Annotated in this window: 17 protein-coding genes, 2 tRNA genes and 1 rRNA gene; 9 read left to right on the forward strand and 11 right to left on the reverse strand. The window is 40.3% G+C overall.

Going from position 1 to position 17,323, the window contains the following annotated elements; translation table 11 throughout:
- Positions 1-120: 120 nt before the first annotated feature.
- The 6 genes from AC1M85_RS12440 to AC1M85_RS12465 form a co-directional block, all read right to left on the reverse strand.
- Positions 121-196: transfer RNA gene (locus AC1M85_RS12440), tRNA-Ala, on the reverse strand.
- Positions 197-235: 39 nt separating this feature from the next.
- Positions 236-312 (reverse strand) — tRNA-Ile (locus AC1M85_RS12445).
- 61 nt (positions 313-373) lie between these two features.
- Positions 374-1,911, reverse strand: a 16S ribosomal RNA gene (locus AC1M85_RS12450).
- Between the two features lie 453 nt (positions 1,912-2,364).
- Entirely contained in the window at positions 2,365-3,432 is a 1,068-nt protein-coding gene (locus tag AC1M85_RS12455) for a DUF6670 family protein (RefSeq protein ID WP_092768032.1), read from the reverse strand.
- A gap of 18 nt (positions 3,433-3,450) precedes the next feature.
- Positions 3,451-4,275, reverse strand: coding sequence for a CDP-diacylglycerol--serine O-phosphatidyltransferase (gene pssA / locus AC1M85_RS12460; protein WP_481586809.1), 825 nt, complete (start codon positions 4,273-4,275; stop codon positions 3,451-3,453).
- A gap of 39 nt (positions 4,276-4,314) precedes the next feature.
- Complete coding sequence (locus AC1M85_RS12465) at positions 4,315-5,172, reverse strand: 23S rRNA (adenine(2030)-N(6))-methyltransferase RlmJ (RefSeq protein ID WP_092768034.1); 858 nt, start codon at positions 5,170-5,172, stop codon at positions 4,315-4,317.
- Positions 5,173-5,289: 117 nt separating this feature from the next.
- On the opposite strand from AC1M85_RS12465, the gene AC1M85_RS12470 reads away from it, so the two are divergent.
- Both AC1M85_RS12470 and AC1M85_RS12475 read left to right on the forward strand, forming a co-directional pair.
- Entirely contained in the window at positions 5,290-5,892 is a 603-nt protein-coding gene (locus AC1M85_RS12470; RefSeq protein WP_092768036.1) for a 2OG-Fe(II) oxygenase, read from the forward strand.
- 58 nt (positions 5,893-5,950) lie between these two features.
- Positions 5,951-6,478 carry a hypothetical protein gene (locus AC1M85_RS12475; protein WP_035269895.1) on the forward strand — a complete coding sequence of 176 codons (528 nt, stop codon included), beginning with the start codon at positions 5,951-5,953 and terminating at the stop codon, positions 6,476-6,478.
- A 25-nt stretch (positions 6,479-6,503) separates the two neighbouring features.
- Here the strand turns inward: AC1M85_RS12475 and AC1M85_RS12480 are convergent, their stop codons facing one another.
- The 5 genes from AC1M85_RS12480 to AC1M85_RS12500 all read right to left on the reverse strand — a co-directional run bounded on the left by AC1M85_RS12480 (position 6,504) and on the right by AC1M85_RS12500 (position 11,025).
- Positions 6,504-6,755 carry a DUF2789 family protein gene (locus tag AC1M85_RS12480; protein WP_035269894.1) on the reverse strand — a complete coding sequence of 84 codons (252 nt, stop codon included), beginning with the start codon at positions 6,753-6,755 and terminating at the stop codon, positions 6,504-6,506.
- A gap of 119 nt (positions 6,756-6,874) precedes the next feature.
- The gene (locus AC1M85_RS12485; protein ID WP_179999322.1) at positions 6,875-7,114 is read right to left on the reverse strand and encodes a DUF2789 family protein; all 240 of its coding nucleotides are present in this window, start codon (positions 7,112-7,114) and stop codon (positions 6,875-6,877) included.
- Between the two features lie 148 nt (positions 7,115-7,262).
- Complete coding sequence (locus tag AC1M85_RS12490; RefSeq protein WP_035269892.1) at positions 7,263-8,249, reverse strand: malate dehydrogenase; 987 nt, start codon at positions 8,247-8,249, stop codon at positions 7,263-7,265.
- Positions 8,250-8,422: 173 nt separating this feature from the next.
- Entirely contained in the window at positions 8,423-9,085 is a 663-nt protein-coding gene (locus AC1M85_RS12495) for a ribonuclease T2 family protein (protein ID WP_481593784.1), read from the reverse strand.
- A gap of 26 nt (positions 9,086-9,111) precedes the next feature.
- Positions 9,112-11,025 carry a lytic transglycosylase domain-containing protein gene (locus tag AC1M85_RS12500; RefSeq protein ID WP_488213879.1) on the reverse strand — a complete coding sequence of 638 codons (1,914 nt, stop codon included), beginning with the start codon at positions 11,023-11,025 and terminating at the stop codon, positions 9,112-9,114.
- Between the two features lie 360 nt (positions 11,026-11,385).
- Here AC1M85_RS12500 and miaB point away from each other — a divergent pair, with 360 nt between their 5' ends.
- The 7 genes from miaB to AC1M85_RS12535 all read left to right on the forward strand — a co-directional run bounded on the left by miaB (position 11,386) and on the right by AC1M85_RS12535 (position 17,306).
- Entirely contained in the window at positions 11,386-12,843 is a 1,458-nt protein-coding gene (gene miaB, locus AC1M85_RS12505) for a tRNA (N6-isopentenyl adenosine(37)-C2)-methylthiotransferase MiaB (RefSeq protein WP_488213177.1), read from the forward strand.
- Between the two features lie 38 nt (positions 12,844-12,881).
- Positions 12,882-13,967, forward strand: coding sequence for a PhoH family protein (locus tag AC1M85_RS12510; protein ID WP_092768044.1), 1,086 nt, complete (start codon positions 12,882-12,884; stop codon positions 13,965-13,967).
- Positions 13,968-13,997: 30 nt separating this feature from the next.
- Entirely contained in the window at positions 13,998-14,486 is a 489-nt protein-coding gene (ybeY, locus tag AC1M85_RS12515; RefSeq protein ID WP_481592023.1) for an rRNA maturation RNase YbeY, read from the forward strand.
- Positions 14,487-14,560: 74 nt separating this feature from the next.
- Positions 14,561-14,854, forward strand: a complete 294-nt coding sequence (locus tag AC1M85_RS12520) for an antibiotic biosynthesis monooxygenase family protein (RefSeq protein WP_481590844.1) — start codon at positions 14,561-14,563, stop codon at positions 14,852-14,854.
- Positions 14,855-15,112: 258 nt separating this feature from the next.
- Entirely contained in the window at positions 15,113-15,793 is a 681-nt protein-coding gene (locus AC1M85_RS12525; protein WP_179999309.1) for a hypothetical protein, read from the forward strand.
- 141 nt (positions 15,794-15,934) lie between these two features.
- Positions 15,935-16,648: a DUF3108 domain-containing protein gene (locus AC1M85_RS12530; protein ID WP_035265223.1), complete on the forward strand. Its 714-nt coding sequence runs from the start codon at positions 15,935-15,937 to the stop codon at positions 16,646-16,648.
- Positions 16,649-16,730: 82 nt separating this feature from the next.
- Complete coding sequence (locus tag AC1M85_RS12535; RefSeq protein WP_035265221.1) at positions 16,731-17,306, forward strand: xanthine phosphoribosyltransferase; 576 nt, start codon at positions 16,731-16,733, stop codon at positions 17,304-17,306.
- Positions 17,307-17,323 lie beyond the last annotated feature (17 nt).

Consider the following 17,323-nt stretch of genomic DNA (forward strand, 5'->3'; position numbering starts at 1 on the left):
TCGCAGTCAACTGTGATAAATCACAGAGCTTAATAATCAAGGCGTGCAGTATACACAGCTTTATTACTAAGCTCTATAAGCTATCAACTCGTTTGCTTACTACGTATTCGAATGAATACGTGGTGGAGACTAGGAGAGTCGAACTCCTGACCTCCTGCGTGCAAAGCAGGCGCTCTACCAACTAAGCTAAGTCCCCAGCTTATCATTTAGATCAATGTATCGTATGAGTATGTCATGGTGGGTCTGACAAGACTTGAACTTGTGACCCCACGCTTATCAAGCGTGTGCTCTAACCAACTGAGCTACAGACCCTCAGATACATCGTCATGAAGAACAACTTGTTGTGGATTCTTACCAATCGTCAATCTTTCGTTAAGGAGGTGATCCAGCCGCAGGTTCCCCTACGGCTACCTTGTTACGACTTCACCCCAGTCATCGGCCACACCGTGGTAAGCGTCCTCCTTGCGGTTAGACTACCTACTTCTGGTGCAACAAACTCCCATGGTGTGACGGGCGGTGTGTACAAGGCCCGGGAACGTATTCACCGCGGCATTCTGATCCGCGATTACTAGCGATTCCGACTTCATGGAGTCGAGTTGCAGACTCCAATCCGGACTACGATCGGCTTTTTGAGATTAGCATCCTATCGCTAGGTAGCAACCCTTTGTACCGACCATTGTAGCACGTGTGTAGCCCTGGTCGTAAGGGCCATGATGACTTGACGTCGTCCCCGCCTTCCTCCAGTTTGTCACTGGCAGTATCCTTAAAGTTCCCGGCTTAACCCGCTGGCAAATAAGGAAAAGGGTTGCGCTCGTTGCGGGACTTAACCCAACATCTCACGACACGAGCTGACGACAGCCATGCAGCACCTGTATGTAAGTTCCCGAAGGCACCAATCCATCTCTGGAAAGTTCTTACTATGTCAAGACCAGGTAAGGTTCTTCGCGTTGCATCGAATTAAACCACATGCTCCACCGCTTGTGCGGGCCCCCGTCAATTCATTTGAGTTTTAGTCTTGCGACCGTACTCCCCAGGCGGTCTACTTATCGCGTTAGCTGCGCCACTAAAGCCTCAAAGGCCCCAACGGCTAGTAGACATCGTTTACGGCATGGACTACCAGGGTATCTAATCCTGTTTGCTCCCCATGCTTTCGTACCTCAGCGTCAGTATTAGGCCAGATGGCTGCCTTCGCCATCGGTATTCCTCCAGATCTCTACGCATTTCACCGCTACACCTGGAATTCTACCATCCTCTCCCATACTCTAGCTTCCCAGTATCGAATGCAATTCCCAAGTTAAGCTCGGGGATTTCACATCCGACTTAAAAAGCCGCCTACGCACGCTTTACGCCCAGTAAATCCGATTAACGCTCGCACCCTCTGTATTACCGCGGCTGCTGGCACAGAGTTAGCCGGTGCTTATTCTGCGAGTAACGTCCACTATCCAAGAGTATTAATCTTAGTAGCCTCCTCCTCGCTTAAAGTGCTTTACAACCAAAAGGCCTTCTTCACACACGCGGCATGGCTGGATCAGGCTTCCGCCCATTGTCCAATATTCCCCACTGCTGCCTCCCGTAGGAGTCTGGGCCGTGTCTCAGTCCCAGTGTGGCGGATCATCCTCTCAGACCCGCTACAGATCGTCGCCTTGGTAGGCCTTTACCCCACCAACTAGCTAATCCGACTTAGGCTCATCTATTAGCGCAAGGCCCGAAGGTCCCCTGCTTTCTCCCGTAGGACGTATGCGGTATTAGCATCCCTTTCGAGATGTTGTCCCCCACTAATAGGCAGATTCCTAAGCATTACTCACCCGTCCGCCGCTAGGTCCAGTAGCAAGCTACCTTCCCCCGCTCGACTTGCATGTGTTAAGCCTGCCGCCAGCGTTCAATCTGAGCCATGATCAAACTCTTCAGTTTAAAATCAATAGTACCTAAAGGGTACCAATCTTGGCTCATCAATTACTGACAAAAAATTTGCTCAAATAAACTTCGAGAAATTTCTACCAATTATTAATGATAATATATATCGATCAATCAACCAGTAAAAATCCACACAAGTTGTTCTTCATAATCTCTTAATGATCTTCTTAATGCTTCGTCAGCATCAAGCTAGGTCGGCTATATTACCCTTTCTTTTCAGAAAGTCAACTAGCAATGTTAATTTATTTTCTAACTCATTCTCAAAACTCAGATCCAACCTATTCAGCTAAATCCTTGTTTTTCAACAAGTTTTAATCAACATCACCGCCGATGGATGTGCATTCTACAGCATTCCTCCCCCAATGCAACCATGTTTTTTTAAATATTTAAATAAAATATGATTAACTGGATATTTATTGTTCAATTTACGTGATTTTTATGCTTTTTTAGCTATTTTTTAAGCGTGCATGGCACAATACTTGCAAAATTATCCATTAATTTTTCATCTTTATTAATTTCTTGCCACTTTAAACTACGGCAATCTATATATTCACAATACCCAGATTGCCCCTCTTCTTGAATTCCGTCAATCTGCACCTCATAACTAAAACTACCGACATAACCTGCGGCAACACCGAATTTAAAATCTCCACGACTTTCACCTTTCACGATTATTTTTCTTTTTTTATTTTCAAATGACCATTCAAATACGCGCGCTAAATACATCTCATGCCCATTAGGGGTTTTTACTTTTGGGTATACACGATGAACTTTGAAATAAACATCATCAAACATTTCAGATGTCTGAGTTTTTAAATCTCTTAAATACATTCTTGATTGTACAATTTGATTTAAACCATTACGTATATGAGCAAGAAGTAACTGCCTTTGATCAATCAAATTAATAATCTGATAGGTAAAAAAATGAAGTGGTAGATAAGGAATATTGATCGCTCTAGCAAATTCAAATGATCCTAACTGGTCAATTTTATATGTTTGTTCTTTATAGGTTACTGTTCCTTTGCATTGACACACTAATGACCAGTGATCAAATAAACCTAATTTTAGTTTGGTAAAGTGCGAAATAATTGGTTGAGTTTGAATATTCAGATCAACGGAAAGTTCATTGTCCTTTCTTATTAATTTGAAGTTTGGGATTGAGCCTTCTAGTTGCTCTCTTTGTCCGAATACAAATTTATTCTCTTTAATCTCGCAATCATTAATGATTGAATAACCATGAAAATGTCCAACCATATGTGGACTAATGCTCGTAATGAGTGAAACAGTATCCAAGGCTCTTGTTTTAATTGCATAATCATTACGCAGCATTGGAACATTCGGCTGGCCGATAATGGTTAAAAAATTAAAATAATGAAGTGGAGATGGTAATCCTGGAATCATCAATCCTTGATGGATAATTTTATAGATTCCTCGTGGACCGTGATAATCCAACCGAAGAGGAAAAGGAGCCTGATTCAGCTGTTTTGAATCGTCCGCTAAACTCATCAACAACTGCATATCAAACTCCTTTTTTATTTATCTTGTTTTTTCTCGAGCCAAAAATGTAGTGACGAAACCTGAAAGTGCATAAATAATCGAAAGCACTAAAATACCGACAGGAATATTGTATGTAATCGCAGCAAAGATAAATACAACAATAGGCAAGACTGCAAACGGCACACGTTTACGATCTACGGTTTTAAACGAATAGTATTTAATATTCGAAATCATCAGCAAGCCAACTGCAATAATAATGACTGCATTTATCGTCTGAATCATTGGATCAGATAGGACAAAAATTTCAGGGAAATCACGCCCCACCCAAACCAAAGAAATGATCATTACTGCGGCTAGAGGACTAGCTACACCAATAAAATAGCGTTTATCAACCACACCTATTTGCACATTGAAACGTGCCAATCGGAATGCAGCACAAGCAGTATAGACAAAACATGCAGCCAAACCGATTCGACCTAGATCATGGAGGCTCCAGCTATACATCAAAATTGCAGGCGCAACACCAAATGCCAACATATCTGATAATGAATCAAACTGCTCACCAAAAGGGCTTTGCGCTCCAATTGCTCGTGCGACCCGACCATCTAAACCATCAAATAAAGCAGCGATAAAAATGGCATAAATAGCTTGTGTGAATTCGCCATTCATACTTGCAATAATTGAGTAAAACCCTGACAACAATGCCGCAGTAGTAATCAGATTTGGCCACAGATAAATCCCACGACGCTTAACCTTTTGCCCTTCTTGCGTATGTTCCTCTTCTTCAACTTCGAAAGTAATACCATCAAAGCCCGGAACATTTCTTGGAGAAGATTCAGTTTCAGGTTTATTTATATTTGTCATTGTCATTCGTCCTAACTGTAGCCTTATCTCTCAATATTCTTATTCGCCGACCAACCAACGAACGGCAGCATGACCACCATTTTCACTCATTCTTAAGTGCGGGAAAAGCCATTGCAATGCTTCATCTGCATCTTCAGAAAACTTCCAAGGTGGATTAATCACCAATAAACCACAACCGTTTAATCCTACAGGTGTATCGTCTGGCCATACACATACTTCACAAACCAATTGGCGGCGAATACCAGTCTTAATCATTTTTTTCTCAAAACGATCAATCATTGCGCGATCTTTAATTGGGTACCAAATTGCAAATACGCCTGTAGGCCATTTTTTATATGCCGTAGCAATGAGTTCAACCAACTGCGGAAAATCCTTTCGCTCCACCTCATATGGTGGATCAATCATGACCAATCCACGTTTTTCTTTAGGAGGAATCACACCGAGCAAACCTTCATAAGCATCACGCTCATGCAAACCTGCACGACGATCACGCACATTCATATAAAGTTGCTGAAATACATCTCGTTGCATCTCAAAAATTGTTGCTTTATCTGTTTCGCGCATTCCTTCCAAAGCGAACCATGGCGAACCCGGATAAGCGCCTTTTCCGGCACCTGCACGCATATCTTCTACAACTTTAAGATATTGCTTAACACCTTCAGGGGCATTACGCTTAATTGAGTCATCGAGTTTAACTAAACGGTGAATACCATTTAAAAACTCTCCCGACTTCTGTGCTGCAGACGTTGATAAATCGTATTTACCTGCACCACCATGTGTATCAATGTAACGATACGGCTTATCTTTTTGATTAAGACGTGACAAAATCTGAAGCAACAATACATGCTTCATGACATCGGCAAAGTTTCCAGCATGGAAATGGTGACGGTAATTCATGTTTCAATTATTCCTAAGATCAACAATCATTTTAACATGAAAAAGTGTTTCATTCAGAATCGATTATTACTCTAAAATAGCTGACCTTTTTTTTATACAGTAAATAGCGAGATAAATATGGAAGCAGTTGTCATCCCAGGGGATTGGAATGTTGATCAAATCCTTGATGATTTAGATCAACATGGCTTCAGTATCATCGATCATGCATACCCACCAAGCTATTTAAAAAACGTTGTAAATGAATGCCAAATCCATCTCGATGATTTTCGAAATGCAGCAATTCAAAATGGCATTGTCAGCACAATCCGCAGCGATCACATTTTGTGGTTAGATCCAAAACTATCAATTTCCCATCAACACATAAAAACCTTAGATTTACTCTCTCAGGAATTAAATCGTGCATTTTATTTAGGCATTCAAGAAGTCGAAGCCCACTTCGCTTGTTATAATCCTGGTGATTTCTATGCTTTACATCGAGACAACCCTCAAGGCAAAAATGGTCGTGTGATGTCGACAGTTTTTTATTTGCATGAGGAATGGCATCAGCATTGGGGTGGTCAACTAAAGCTCCAAGATAAGAATAATCAGTGGCATATTATTGAACCTAAACCTAATCGCATCGCTCTATTTCAAAGCGATTTATTACATGAAGTTCTTGTTGCACACCACCAACGTCTTTCGATTACAGCTTGGTTAAGGACCGCACGAACTTTAATTTAGCGCTTTATTTTTTCGAAGTTGCCTCCATATAGGTTTTAAACCTGATGAGGACTCATCCATGCAATCTAATACCAAGCTAATTATTCAACGCATTGGTGAAACAGACCAACTTTACTTACAAAAAAATACGCCTGAGCTTGCCTTTGAACGTGCTGAATTGCGTTTAGAGCTGGTCAGTATGAGTAAGCTTCGTCAGGAACAAATTCATTTTCTTCAAGAAGCGATTGTTCTTCTTGAACAAGGTCGAGTAGATTTTGAAGAAATGCCAATGCGTTTGTATATTAATCTGACCCTGATGTTAGCTAGAGCCTACATGATGTATTTTGAGATTACTCAAGATGAAAAATTTGCGATTATCACTCAGCAAATTTTAAAATCATTAACGTCAACCAACCATAGTGATGTTTATTTTAATCTGGCTTATGCTTGCGCTTCTCGTAAAGAGTCAGCACTTACACGCCATTGGCTAAATAAATATTTTAAAACTATTGATCATGATTTAGAGGTGATAAGAACTCACCCTGCTTTCAAACAATTTCATGACCAAGAGTGGTTTATCCAGTTAACCAAACCTAAGATGCATTAAAAAAAGCCCCATGAAAGGGGCTTTTTTAGGCCATTTTTAATTTATATGCATCCATATGTAACTGTTGATTAAGTTCATCTATCCATATTGCCCAATCATCATCTTGTACTAAATGACTAATTAAGAAGTCGCGCTGACCTTTATTCCAAAATGGTGCATCATGTAAATTTTGTTGAGCGGAAAGCTGATGTGTACGGATATAGAGTTCAATTGCCGCTGGACTATTTGCCAACCCCAATTGAGAAAACAATAACGCTAAGGAAGGTTTATGTTCCATCAAGAGACTCCCCTTATCAGATTTTAATAAAATTATTATTTAAATAACTTATAAGAAATCCATGAAAAAACCCAGCTTTTGGTCTGGGTTTATTGTTTCAATTTGTGATTATATTTTCATCACTTTGTATCGTTTGTGAGCTGCTCACTCAATTGGTCAATGACAATGGCCCATTCATTATCTTTTTTCCAATGACTAATAATAAAATCGCGTTGCGATGGATTCCAAAAATCAGCTTCATGCATCGGCGTATTGGGATCAAGCCGATGTGTTTGTATAAATTGATCAATCCCTTCAGGTGAGCTATCTAAGCCCAATTGCTCAAAAAGTAATTCTTGATTTACTTCCATATCCAACATGGATTGCTCCTTGAATTTTCATGATTTTGTTCAAGATAACATGTCAATACAAAGTTCTATGTAGAAGGATTTCTTAAGCATTGTTAAGTTTTGTGCATTAAAAAAGCACTCCATTCGGAGTGCTTTTTTAATTTAGTTGAAAACTAAATTATTTAACCATGTCAGCAATCGCTGCACGTTCTTCTTCTAACTCATTAAGCGTGAAGTTGATACGCTCACGGCTGAATTCGTCAATTTCAAGACCTTGAACGATTTTGTACTCGCCATTTTCACAAGTTACAGGGAAACCGAACATTACGCCTTCAGGGATACCGTAAGAACCATCAGAAGGAATACCCATAGTTACCCATTCGCCGTTTGTGCCAAGAGCCCAATCGCGCATATGGTCGATTGCAGCGTTTGCAGCAGAAGCAGCAGAAGAAAGACCACGCGCTTCGATGATCGCAGCACCACGCTTACCAACAGTTGGAAGGAATACGTCTTTATTCCATGCAGCATCGTTGATTTTGTCTTTTAAGCTTTCGCCGTTTACGTTAGCAAAACGGTAGTCAGCATACATTGTTGGAGAGTGGTTACCCCAAACTGTCATGTTTTTGATGTCTGAAACTGCAACACCTGCTTTTTGAGCAAGTTGAGTTAACGCACGGTTGTGGTCAAGACGTAACATTGCTGTGAAGTTTTTCGCTGGAAGATCTGGAGCAGATTTCATTGCGATATAAGCATTCGTGTTAGCAGGGTTACCTACAACAAGAACTTTAACGTCACGGCTAGCAACTTCGTTAAGCGCTTGACCTTGACCGATGAAGATTTCACCGTTGACTTTAAGAAGGTCAGCACGTTCCATACCAGGACCACGTGGACGTGAACCAACAAGAAGCGCGTAGTCAGCATCTTTGAATGCAACTTTAGGATCATCAGTACCGATCATGCCAGCCAACAATGGGAAAGCACAGTCGTCAAGTTCCATCATCACGCCTTTAAGCGCTTGTTGAGCTTTCTCAACAGGAATTTCTAATAATTGAAGAATAACTGGTTGGTCTTTACCCAACATTTCACCGCTAGCGATACGGAATAAAAGGCTGTAACCAATTTGACCAGCAGCGCCAGTAACGGCAACGCGAACAGGTTGCTTCATGTAATTATCTCCAGTTGAGAGGATAGTCAATGCGATTAAATAGCTGTTCTATCTAATCTTAATAATCATAAACGGCGAAGATTGTACTCCAATACTTTGACAGATGCATTGAAAAGAGAATGAATTTCAACAAAAGTCTGATAGGAAATATAAATTAACTTCGCGGAAATAAATTAGTAGGCGCCCTCTATGTCAAATGTATTTGGGCAGGTCGAGACAATATCAGACGCACATGACTTGAATTGACCATTCGTGCGATAACAGATTTCAACCCCCGTTAACACCGGGCGACCATTTAAACTTTGGCATTGAAATTCAATACCTTGGCTGGGTAATTTTGGGTTGAGTTTGATGAATTGCGATCGTAATGTCGCGATAGAGACTGTTTTACGATCCACTCCTGTTAAGTAATCAGGAACTTTTAATTGGTCTGCATGATTAATAATGGTACGAAAATACTGACTGGCATTCATTGGAACGCAACCACCATAGTTGGCCCACAGCCTAATTCTAGCCTGCTCATCAGGCATCACCCTAGCAACAACCTTCTTCTGTAGCGGTGCCAAGGTGGCAGATGAACTCGTTTGGCAATCATGACGACTGGTTTCTGGGATAAGACCCTTTATCGTCAGTGAATATCCTTCTAGGCATTTACGGTGTTTCGCTTTTGTTCGATCTAATGCACAAATGGCAGGTGTCATCTGTACTTGAAGCACATATCCTTGTAAACCTTTCCCTGATGCCATCACATCTGCTGAACACAACAAAGCCCCTACGCTCAAACTACTGAGGAGGTAAGTGTGTTGACGACTAAACAGCAGTTTTGTGTGATTCATCAAAGCTCACAAAAATAGTTGAAATGCTATTGCGTATTTCTTACTGGAATAGGCGGCATACGACTTTCGATCGCTTGCGGCCCCTGTCCAAGCAAAACACCATAATGAGCAGCATTGGTCATAACTTTCTTCACATAGTCACGTGTTTCATGAAGTGGTATTGACTCTGTGTATTGATCCGCCGCAATGCTTTTAAACTCTGGTTGCCAACGACGTGCTCTAGTCAGCCCTGCATTATAGCCAGCCGTAGCTAGAACTGGACTGTTACTCAGCATACCTTGAATCATTGACAGGTAATATGTCCCATAACGAATATTGGTATTCGGATCTGATAATGCAGCAGGATTATACGTTTCACCCATTTTTCGTGCCACATCTTTTGCTGTAGCAGGCATAATTTGCATCAATCCACCAGCACCTACATGTGAACGGGCCGTGGTTACAAAGCGACTTTCTTGACGCATTAAACCATAAGCCCACGAAGGATCAATCCCTGCATTTTTACTATGCGTCACCACTAGATTTTGATGTGGTGTCGCATAACGATATGCATAGTTATGACGTTTAAGTGTTCTTTCCGCCGCATAAATAGCACGGTCATACCACCCCATTTCTGTGGCACGTTTTGCCGCAGCCAGTAATAGACCATCATCTTGCTTGAGATAAGCTTGGCGGACAGCCCAATTCCATTCACGGTTTGTGTAAGTTGCTGAAGCATTGATATTGCGTAATGCAAAAGCACGTCTAAAGTGAATATCTTGATCTAAACGTTGAATATCCTGTGCGCTTGGTTGTGCTCGATCATGTGCTTCATTATAACGAATACCTAAATGATCTTTTGCCAACAGATTGTGATAATCATCGCCAGCGGCAGCTAATCGTTGATAAATACTTTTTGCAGCTTGCTTGGAAGCTTGATCTTTGCGATTTTCATACGCTCTCGCCATCCAATATTGCCAGCGATCTTCTTGTTTTTGCGTAACGCTCATACTATCTATGGCGCGCAACACACTTTCCCACTCACCAAAACGAATCGCTTGACGCGCGTAAATTTCAGCCTCTTCTGGTGTAAAAGGCACGCCATAACTGTAATCAAAGTTCTTCAGCACTTCTGGATTAAAATTATTTTTCATCACTGTCGTGCCTCCAATATACGCCACCGTGCGGTACATATACTTTTGAACATCTGCAGGAACACCTTGCACGACACGAGGAAGATTTTGAAGCGCCGTGTTCAAGTCAGCATCTGCAGCACGACCTAAAGCAAACACCAAATAAGCATAATCTACTGTTGTTCCTTTGGTCGCAGACCATAAATAATTCAAAGGATCTGCCTGAATTTGATTTAATTGTGCTAATGACAAGTTTAAACCCAGAGTTTGTGCTGTTGCGATCGCTGGACCAGACTGGCCCGCTCTAAGTTGCGCATACAAGCGCTGTTGACGATCCGTGGTGGTGAGTAAGGGACTACTTAGCATTAAGCGACCTAAACCATTACACGATTCTGGCTGCGACTCTGTTGTAAGCCAGACATCTTTGTATTCCGCGTACACCAATGTATCGCCATTTTTTGCTCGTACTTGCGCAACCGCACAGCTTTCAGCTTGGTCAGGATTGGTGACATAAGGTAAAACAGGTTGAGCTGTCTTGAAATCCGCTTGTTTTACCTTTTCTTCGACATAATCAGCAGCTAATTTTTCAGCCATTGCAGATTGAGGATAGCGCTGTGCAAAGCTGATAATATTCGTTGCAGGTTGGAAGCCTAAATTATTATTCAACATCCAATATTCTGGATAATATCCAAGCGCATCATTTTGCATTGCAGAACGATAATATTCGAGCTGAGCTGTATTACCCGAGTTCGCAAATTTAATCGCCTCATTAAATTGCTCTTCAGCCGCATGAGCAACGGGCAAACAACCTAGTGTTATCAACCCCATTAAATATTGTTTTAACTGTTTTTGCTTCACTGCTTTTTTTAACACGCTTCTCTTCTCAACTTTAACTCGTCGCTACATTTGGACATGCTTTTTTGCATGATCAACTCTTTTGCAGCGCTTGGCAATTTTAAAATGTATTTTAAATACTCTAATGATCAAGTACTGTTCTGTTATGTAAAGCGCTGATTAACCACTATTATTTTAAAGTATTTTTACTGTAAATCCATAAACTTGATCTGATTTATATATTTGTTCAACCCGTAGTACAAATACTGTAAAATAGCTCGCTTTTATCGAGTGTGGGATTCCCCCATACTTCACCGGAACATATTTATCCCTTTTTATAGGATAGGAGCCTTCATGACGGTTCAAACCTTCATTCCGAATAGTGCCCCAGCTGCCTCAGAAAACACTGTTACCCAGCCACAGCACACCCCAGCCATCGATGGTGCAGTCAAAAAACTGTATATCGAAACGCAAGGGTGTCAGATGAATGAGTATGACAGTCATCGTATGGCCGACTTGCTAGGTGATTCACACGGTTATGTATTAACGACAGACCCTGCTGATGCAGATATTCTTTTAATGAATACCTGTTCAATTCGTGAAAAAGCGCAAGAAAAAGTATTTTCAGAATTAGGTCGCTGGCGCAAGCTGAAAGAAAAAAATCCTGATTTGGTGATTGGTGTAGGTGGATGTGTTGCATCTCAAGAAGGTGACAATATCCAAAAACGTGCACCTTATGTCGACATGGTATTTGGTCCACAAACACTTCACCGTTTGCCACAAATGCTTGATCAACATACGGATCAAATTGAAAAGCCGAAAAAAGAGAAAATCAAACTGGTAGACATCTCATTTCCAGATATCGAAAAGTTCGACTTCTTACCTGAACCTCGCGTTGAAGGTTATAAAGCTTTCGTATCAATTATGGAAGGCTGTTCAAAATACTGTTCATTCTGCGTGGTGCCATACACTCGTGGTGAGGAAGTCTCTCGTCCCCTAGATGATGTACTTGCTGAAATTGCTGGTCTTGCGGAAAAGGGCGTACGTGAGGTTTCTTTACTCGGTCAAAACGTAAATGGTTACCGCGGAGAAACATTCGAAGGTGAAATCTGTACGTTTGCTGATCTTCTTCGTCTAGTGGCGGAAATTCCAGGCATTGGTCGTATTCGTTATACGACATCTCATCCATTAGAATTCAATGATGACCTTATCCAATGCTATCGTGACCTACCACAGATGGTTTCTCACCTTCATTTACCAGTTCAAAGTGGTTCAAATGATGTATTGAAGGCGATGAAGCGTAACCACACGATTGACGTTTATATCGATAAGATTGCTAAATTACGCCAGGTACGCCCTGATATGCATTTGTCTTCAGACTTTATTATTGGCTTCCCTGGTGAAACTGATGCTAACTTTGAAGAGACATATCAATTTATTCAAGACTTAGATTTTGATCATTCTTATAGTTTCATCTACTCGAAACGTCCTGGTACACCAGCATCAGAGCTGGAAGATTTAACACCTGAAGATGTTAAAAAAGAGCGCTTGGCTAAAGTTCAACAATGGATCAAGCAATCAAGTATCCAAAAAACTGATGCTATGCTTGGTACTGTCCAACGTGTGCTCATTGAGAGCGTTTCAAAGCACGATCCAAACTTATTGGTAGGAACCGCAGACAATACACGTTTAGTAACATTTATTGGTGATGCTTCTTGGCTCGGACGCTTTGCAGAGATTGAGATTACAGAGATTAAAACCTTGAATTTTGTTTACGGTGAACTCTTGAATCTTGAACCTGACGTGGCGTAATGTAGAGGTATAGATTAATAGACTCTAAAGGAAATCTCTTGACTGCAGCGATTCGACGTACAGTGGCTTTTCCCGGTGTTTCAATGGACCGTTTACAAACCATGCTTGGCGCGTACAACGGTCATATGAAACAAATTGAACAACGTTTAGATGTAAAAATCAGTCAGCGTGGTGATAGTTTTTTTATTGACGGTGGAATTGATGAAGTCGAGAGAGTTGAAAGCTTACTTCAGCGCTTATACGCCGAAGCTGAAGTTTCTCAACAAATCAGCTCTGATTTGATTCATTTAATGATTCAAGGCAGCCAGACTGATCATGAATTACAATTGGATCCTAATCAAGAACACACAGGACTTGACGAAGTCTGGCTCCAAACTCGCAAGGGCCGCATTAATCCGCGGGGGGCCAACCAAAAACGCTATGTACAACGTATTCTTCAAAGTGATATTTCTTTCGGGATTGGTCCAGCGGGTACAGGTAAGACCTATTTGGCTGTAGCTGCTGCCGTTGATATGCTTGAACGCAATGAAATTCAACGTATTCTTTTAGTTCGCCCTGCTGTGGAAGCTGGTGAAAAACTTGGCTTCTTGCCAGGTGACTTATCACAAAAAATTGATCCTTATTTACGCCCGCTCTATGATGCCTTGTATGAAATGCTTGGCTTTGAAAAAGTGGCAAAATTAATTGAGCGTCAAATTATTGAAGTAGCGCCACTTGCATATATGCGTGGTCGTACACTCAATCACTCCTTTGTCATTTTAGATGAAGCTCAAAATACAACGCCAGAACAGATGAAAATGTTCTTAACTCGTCTTGGTTTTGGTTCGCGTGCAGTCATTACAGGTGACATTACCCAAGTAGATTTACCACGTGGACAACAGTCTGGTTTGGCACATTCATTACGTGTGCTTGAAAAGATTAAAGAAATCCATATCACACGTTTTCACTCACGTGATGTTGTAAGACATCAGCTTGTACAAAAAATTGTAGAAGCATACGAAGGTTGGGACAGTGAACAACATCGTTTAACTGCTGAAGCACGTGCGGAACGTAAAGCGCGTCAAGAAGCACTCATATCAGAAAATGATTCTGCTGCTGATGCTCAGCATCAAGATGCAGAGTAATTTAAATCTAATCACGCTCAAGGCAAGATTTTGAAACTCAGTCTCTCATTACAACAATCGTTTGAAGCATCAAACTTGGTGCTCAAACGTGCGTATGTTAAAAAAATTATTGAAACCACCCTTCGTCATATTGATACACAAAGCGATTGTGAAATTGGAATAGCTTGCGTAGATGTCGAAGAAAGTCACAAACTTAACCTTGAATATCGTGGTAAAGATAAGCCAACCAATGTTTTATCTTTTCCAAGCGACTTACCAGATGAAATGGCTGAAATTCTAGACAGTTTCCCTATCGGAGATCTGGTGATTTGTATTCCCGTTGTGCTTCGTGAAGCAGAAGAACAATTTAAAGCACCATTAACACATTTCACTCATATGTTGGTTCACGGTACTTTACATCTGATGGGCTATGATCATGAAACTTCTGAACAAGATGCTGAGGAAATGGAAGCAATTGAGATTGAGATTTTACAAAAACTAGGTTTTGAAAACCCTTACTTGCTTTTGGATGACGAATAACACTCCTCAATGACTTCGGTCTATGCTTCCCGTTATTCGGGAAGCACATTAAAATAATAAATGAGTATTCACAAATGAACTTCGTTGTCATCTTCAAAGCGAAAATAAAAAATATTGATGATGAATATGTACAATTAGCAAACCAAATGCGGCATAAAGCGATGCATGATTATCATTGTATAAAGTTTGAAAGCTATCAAGAGAAGAATAATGAAGTCAGTCTTTCTTATTGGAATCGGTTAGAGGATATTCAAGCTTGGCGTCAGGACACTGAGCATCTTTATGCGCAACAAAAAGGTCGCCTAACATGGTATGACACGTATTCGATTGAGGTCTGTCAAATTCAGCGCGCTTATCAATCTGAATAAATCGAGTTGATCTTTATATTGATGACATATTTTAGACAAATGAGTTAAATATTGAGCAAGTTCTTCAGATAAAATAAGATAAAGTCATGCGAAACCAATAGATTAAACTTAAATAACGCCTGACCATCAAAACCATAATAAACGTCTTTGTAAACATTACATCGCAATTGGATAAGCTGTTATCCTTCGGCAGTAATCACCTACAAGATATATACTAGCTGACATCTCACAAGATTTAGAGGTAATGGAACTTCACTTATGCCAACGATTATTTCAAATATCGCGAACAAATTTCGTAAAGTCTATCAAAAGGCTGAAGGGTTTATTGAAGAAGAACGTGAATTTCCTGTCTCTCAAGTTTTTTTAAATGCGACTTTCAAGCGCTTTGTGACCGACAATGTCAGCATCCTTGAAGACTTACATGCTGATTTACATGATGATTGGCTTCGACTCTATGCCACTTTGAATGTGAAAGGGCTTTATACCATTCTCTCTGTAGATTTAAAGCTGATTCAAATGGAATTGAATAAAGATGTACAACTGATTGTATTTGAACAAATTAGTGAAACCGAAGTCATTGAAGCAAAATTTCAAACCTTTTGGATGAAAATTGCATTCCGCTCTGCCCTATTTTTCTATCAAAAAATTCTTCGTAAAGATCCACTTGGTATGATTTTAGAGCGGTTTAATGTCATTAAAGTCAAAGACGATCTCTTACATCTCGATCTAAATCAGTGGCTCGGAAAAAATCGCTCGATCATTGAAACATTGGGCAAAGTACACGTCAACCATGCAGAACTTCGTGAAACAGAATTGGTGGTGATTGGTAATGTAAATTTGATGGCTTTATTCAGCAAAATGAATACTGATCGATTCAAATCTAAATCTGATGAAGTGGAAAGTGATCACATTACACCAATTAAACAAAAGGACGACTAGAGCGCAGCGTTTTGATGTCGTCATAAAGCTTAAGCTACAGAAAAATACATTTTCACTGTGATTATTGATTATTTCTCCTTATTTATCAGAGATAATAAAACTTCAAGTGATCCTTCGATACGAAGGTAAAGGAAAATATTTATGGCATTTAAATCGTTTAAAACTTTGAGTGTGATTGCAAGTGTAGGTACAGCCGTGCTTTTCACAGGCTATTCAAGTCAAGCGCTTGCCATGACGCCCTTCCAAGCCTCTTATCAGTTTGCATACAATGGTAAAAACTTGGGGTCAGCAACACGAACCTTGAAAAAATCAGGTAACACATGGAATTACGTTTTTGCAGCTAAAGCAGGTGGTATTGCTTCAGCGACTGAAACCAGTAACTTCACATTCAACAATAATCAGATTCAATCATCCAATTTCAGTCGCACCAGTAAAATTTTGGTTCATAACAATACAATGAGCATTAAATTTAATCCAAGTGCCAAAACCATTAACACCACTAAAGATAAAGAGCAACGTTCATTTGCTTGGAAATCTGGTGTACTGGATGAGTTAAATGCAGAATTGCAAATTCGTGAAGACTTAAAAAATAACGGTTTAAAATCGCAATATTGGATTGCAGATGCTAAAGAAGTTGAATCACGTCGTTTCGTCAAACAAGGCACTGAAAAAGTAGAAACCAAGTACGGTACGTTTGATACCATCAAAGTAGTGATGAAGCATGATAAACCAGGTCGTGAAACGATTTTTTGGCTGTCTCCGAAATTGGACTATCTACCAGTGAAAGTCACACACCAAGATAAGAAATCTTCATACGGGCTCTTACTGACAGGGTATAACGGTCCACAAAATTAAGGCATTTTTTACTTGCTTTTTTGCAGATGCTTTTTAAAATACGTCTTTGCTTAAAAAGGCACCTGCCCTAGAGGATTCTCCCGTGTACGCACTAGAACAGAAAATCTTAAACGAAGGTATCGTTCTATCTGATCAGGTTTTAAAAGTTGATTCTTTTCTAAACCACCAAATCGACCCAGTGATGATGCAACAAATTGGTCAAGAATTTGCTCGTCTATTCAAAGATGCAGGCATCACCAAAATCATCACAATTGAAGCTTCAGGTATCGCACCTGCTGTGATGGCTGGCTTGGAACTTGGTGTACCGGTAATTTTTGCACGTAAGTATCAATCTTTAACTTTAAAAGATGATTTATATCGTTCAAAAGTATTCTCATTTACAAAGCAAGTAGAAAGCACAATTGCTATTTCTAAGAAGCACATTGCAGCAACAGATAAGGTTCTTGTGATCGATGACTTTCTTGCGAATGGACAAGCAGCTTTAGGTTTAGCTGATTTGATTCACCAAGCTGAAGCTGAGGTTGTCGGGATTGGTATCGTGATTGAAAAGTCGTTCCAACCTGGCCGTGATCTTTTACTTGAAAAAGGTTACCGAGTTGAATCACTTGCTCGTGTTGAATCACTTGCAAATGGGACAGTGACTTTTGTTCAAGAATAATGTTGAACATTAAAAAA

The organism is Acinetobacter sp. 24-47-64, from assembly GCF_057737055.1.

What these genes read in the sequence shown, in the direction of transcription:
- AC1M85_RS12490 (WP_035269892.1), bottom strand. Translation starts at nt 8,249, where the DNA reads ATGAAGCAACCTGTTCGCGTTGCCGTTACTGGCGCTGCTGGTCAAATT.
- AC1M85_RS12500 (WP_488213879.1), bottom strand. Translation starts at nt 11,025, where the DNA reads ATGGGGTTGATAACACTAGGTTGTTTGCCCGTTGCTCATGCGGCTGAA.
- AC1M85_RS12465 (WP_092768034.1), bottom strand. Translation starts at nt 5,172, where the DNA reads ATGAATTACCGTCACCATTTCCATGCTGGAAACTTTGCCGATGTCATG.
- pssA (WP_481586809.1), bottom strand. Translation starts at nt 4,275, where the DNA reads ATGACAAATATAAATAAACCTGAAACTGAATCTTCTCCAAGAAATGTT.
- AC1M85_RS12455 (WP_092768032.1), bottom strand. Translation starts at nt 3,432, where the DNA reads ATGCAGTTGTTGATGAGTTTAGCGGACGATTCAAAACAGCTGAATCAG.
- AC1M85_RS12485 (WP_179999322.1), bottom strand. Translation starts at nt 7,114, where the DNA reads ATGTTGGATATGGAAGTAAATCAAGAATTACTTTTTGAGCAATTGGGC.
- miaB (WP_488213177.1), top strand. Translation starts at nt 11,386, where the DNA reads ATGACGGTTCAAACCTTCATTCCGAATAGTGCCCCAGCTGCCTCAGAA.
- AC1M85_RS12495 (WP_481593784.1), bottom strand. Translation starts at nt 9,085, where the DNA reads ATGAATCACACAAAACTGCTGTTTAGTCGTCAACACACTTACCTCCTC.
- AC1M85_RS12530 (WP_035265223.1), top strand. Translation starts at nt 15,935, where the DNA reads ATGGCATTTAAATCGTTTAAAACTTTGAGTGTGATTGCAAGTGTAGGT.
- AC1M85_RS12480 (WP_035269894.1), bottom strand. Translation starts at nt 6,755, where the DNA reads ATGGAACATAAACCTTCCTTAGCGTTATTGTTTTCTCAATTGGGGTTG.
- AC1M85_RS12470 (WP_092768036.1), top strand. Translation starts at nt 5,290, where the DNA reads ATGGAAGCAGTTGTCATCCCAGGGGATTGGAATGTTGATCAAATCCTT.
- AC1M85_RS12525 (WP_179999309.1), top strand. Translation starts at nt 15,113, where the DNA reads ATGCCAACGATTATTTCAAATATCGCGAACAAATTTCGTAAAGTCTAT.
- AC1M85_RS12520 (WP_481590844.1), top strand. Translation starts at nt 14,561, where the DNA reads ATGAACTTCGTTGTCATCTTCAAAGCGAAAATAAAAAATATTGATGAT.
- AC1M85_RS12475 (WP_035269895.1), top strand. Translation starts at nt 5,951, where the DNA reads ATGCAATCTAATACCAAGCTAATTATTCAACGCATTGGTGAAACAGAC.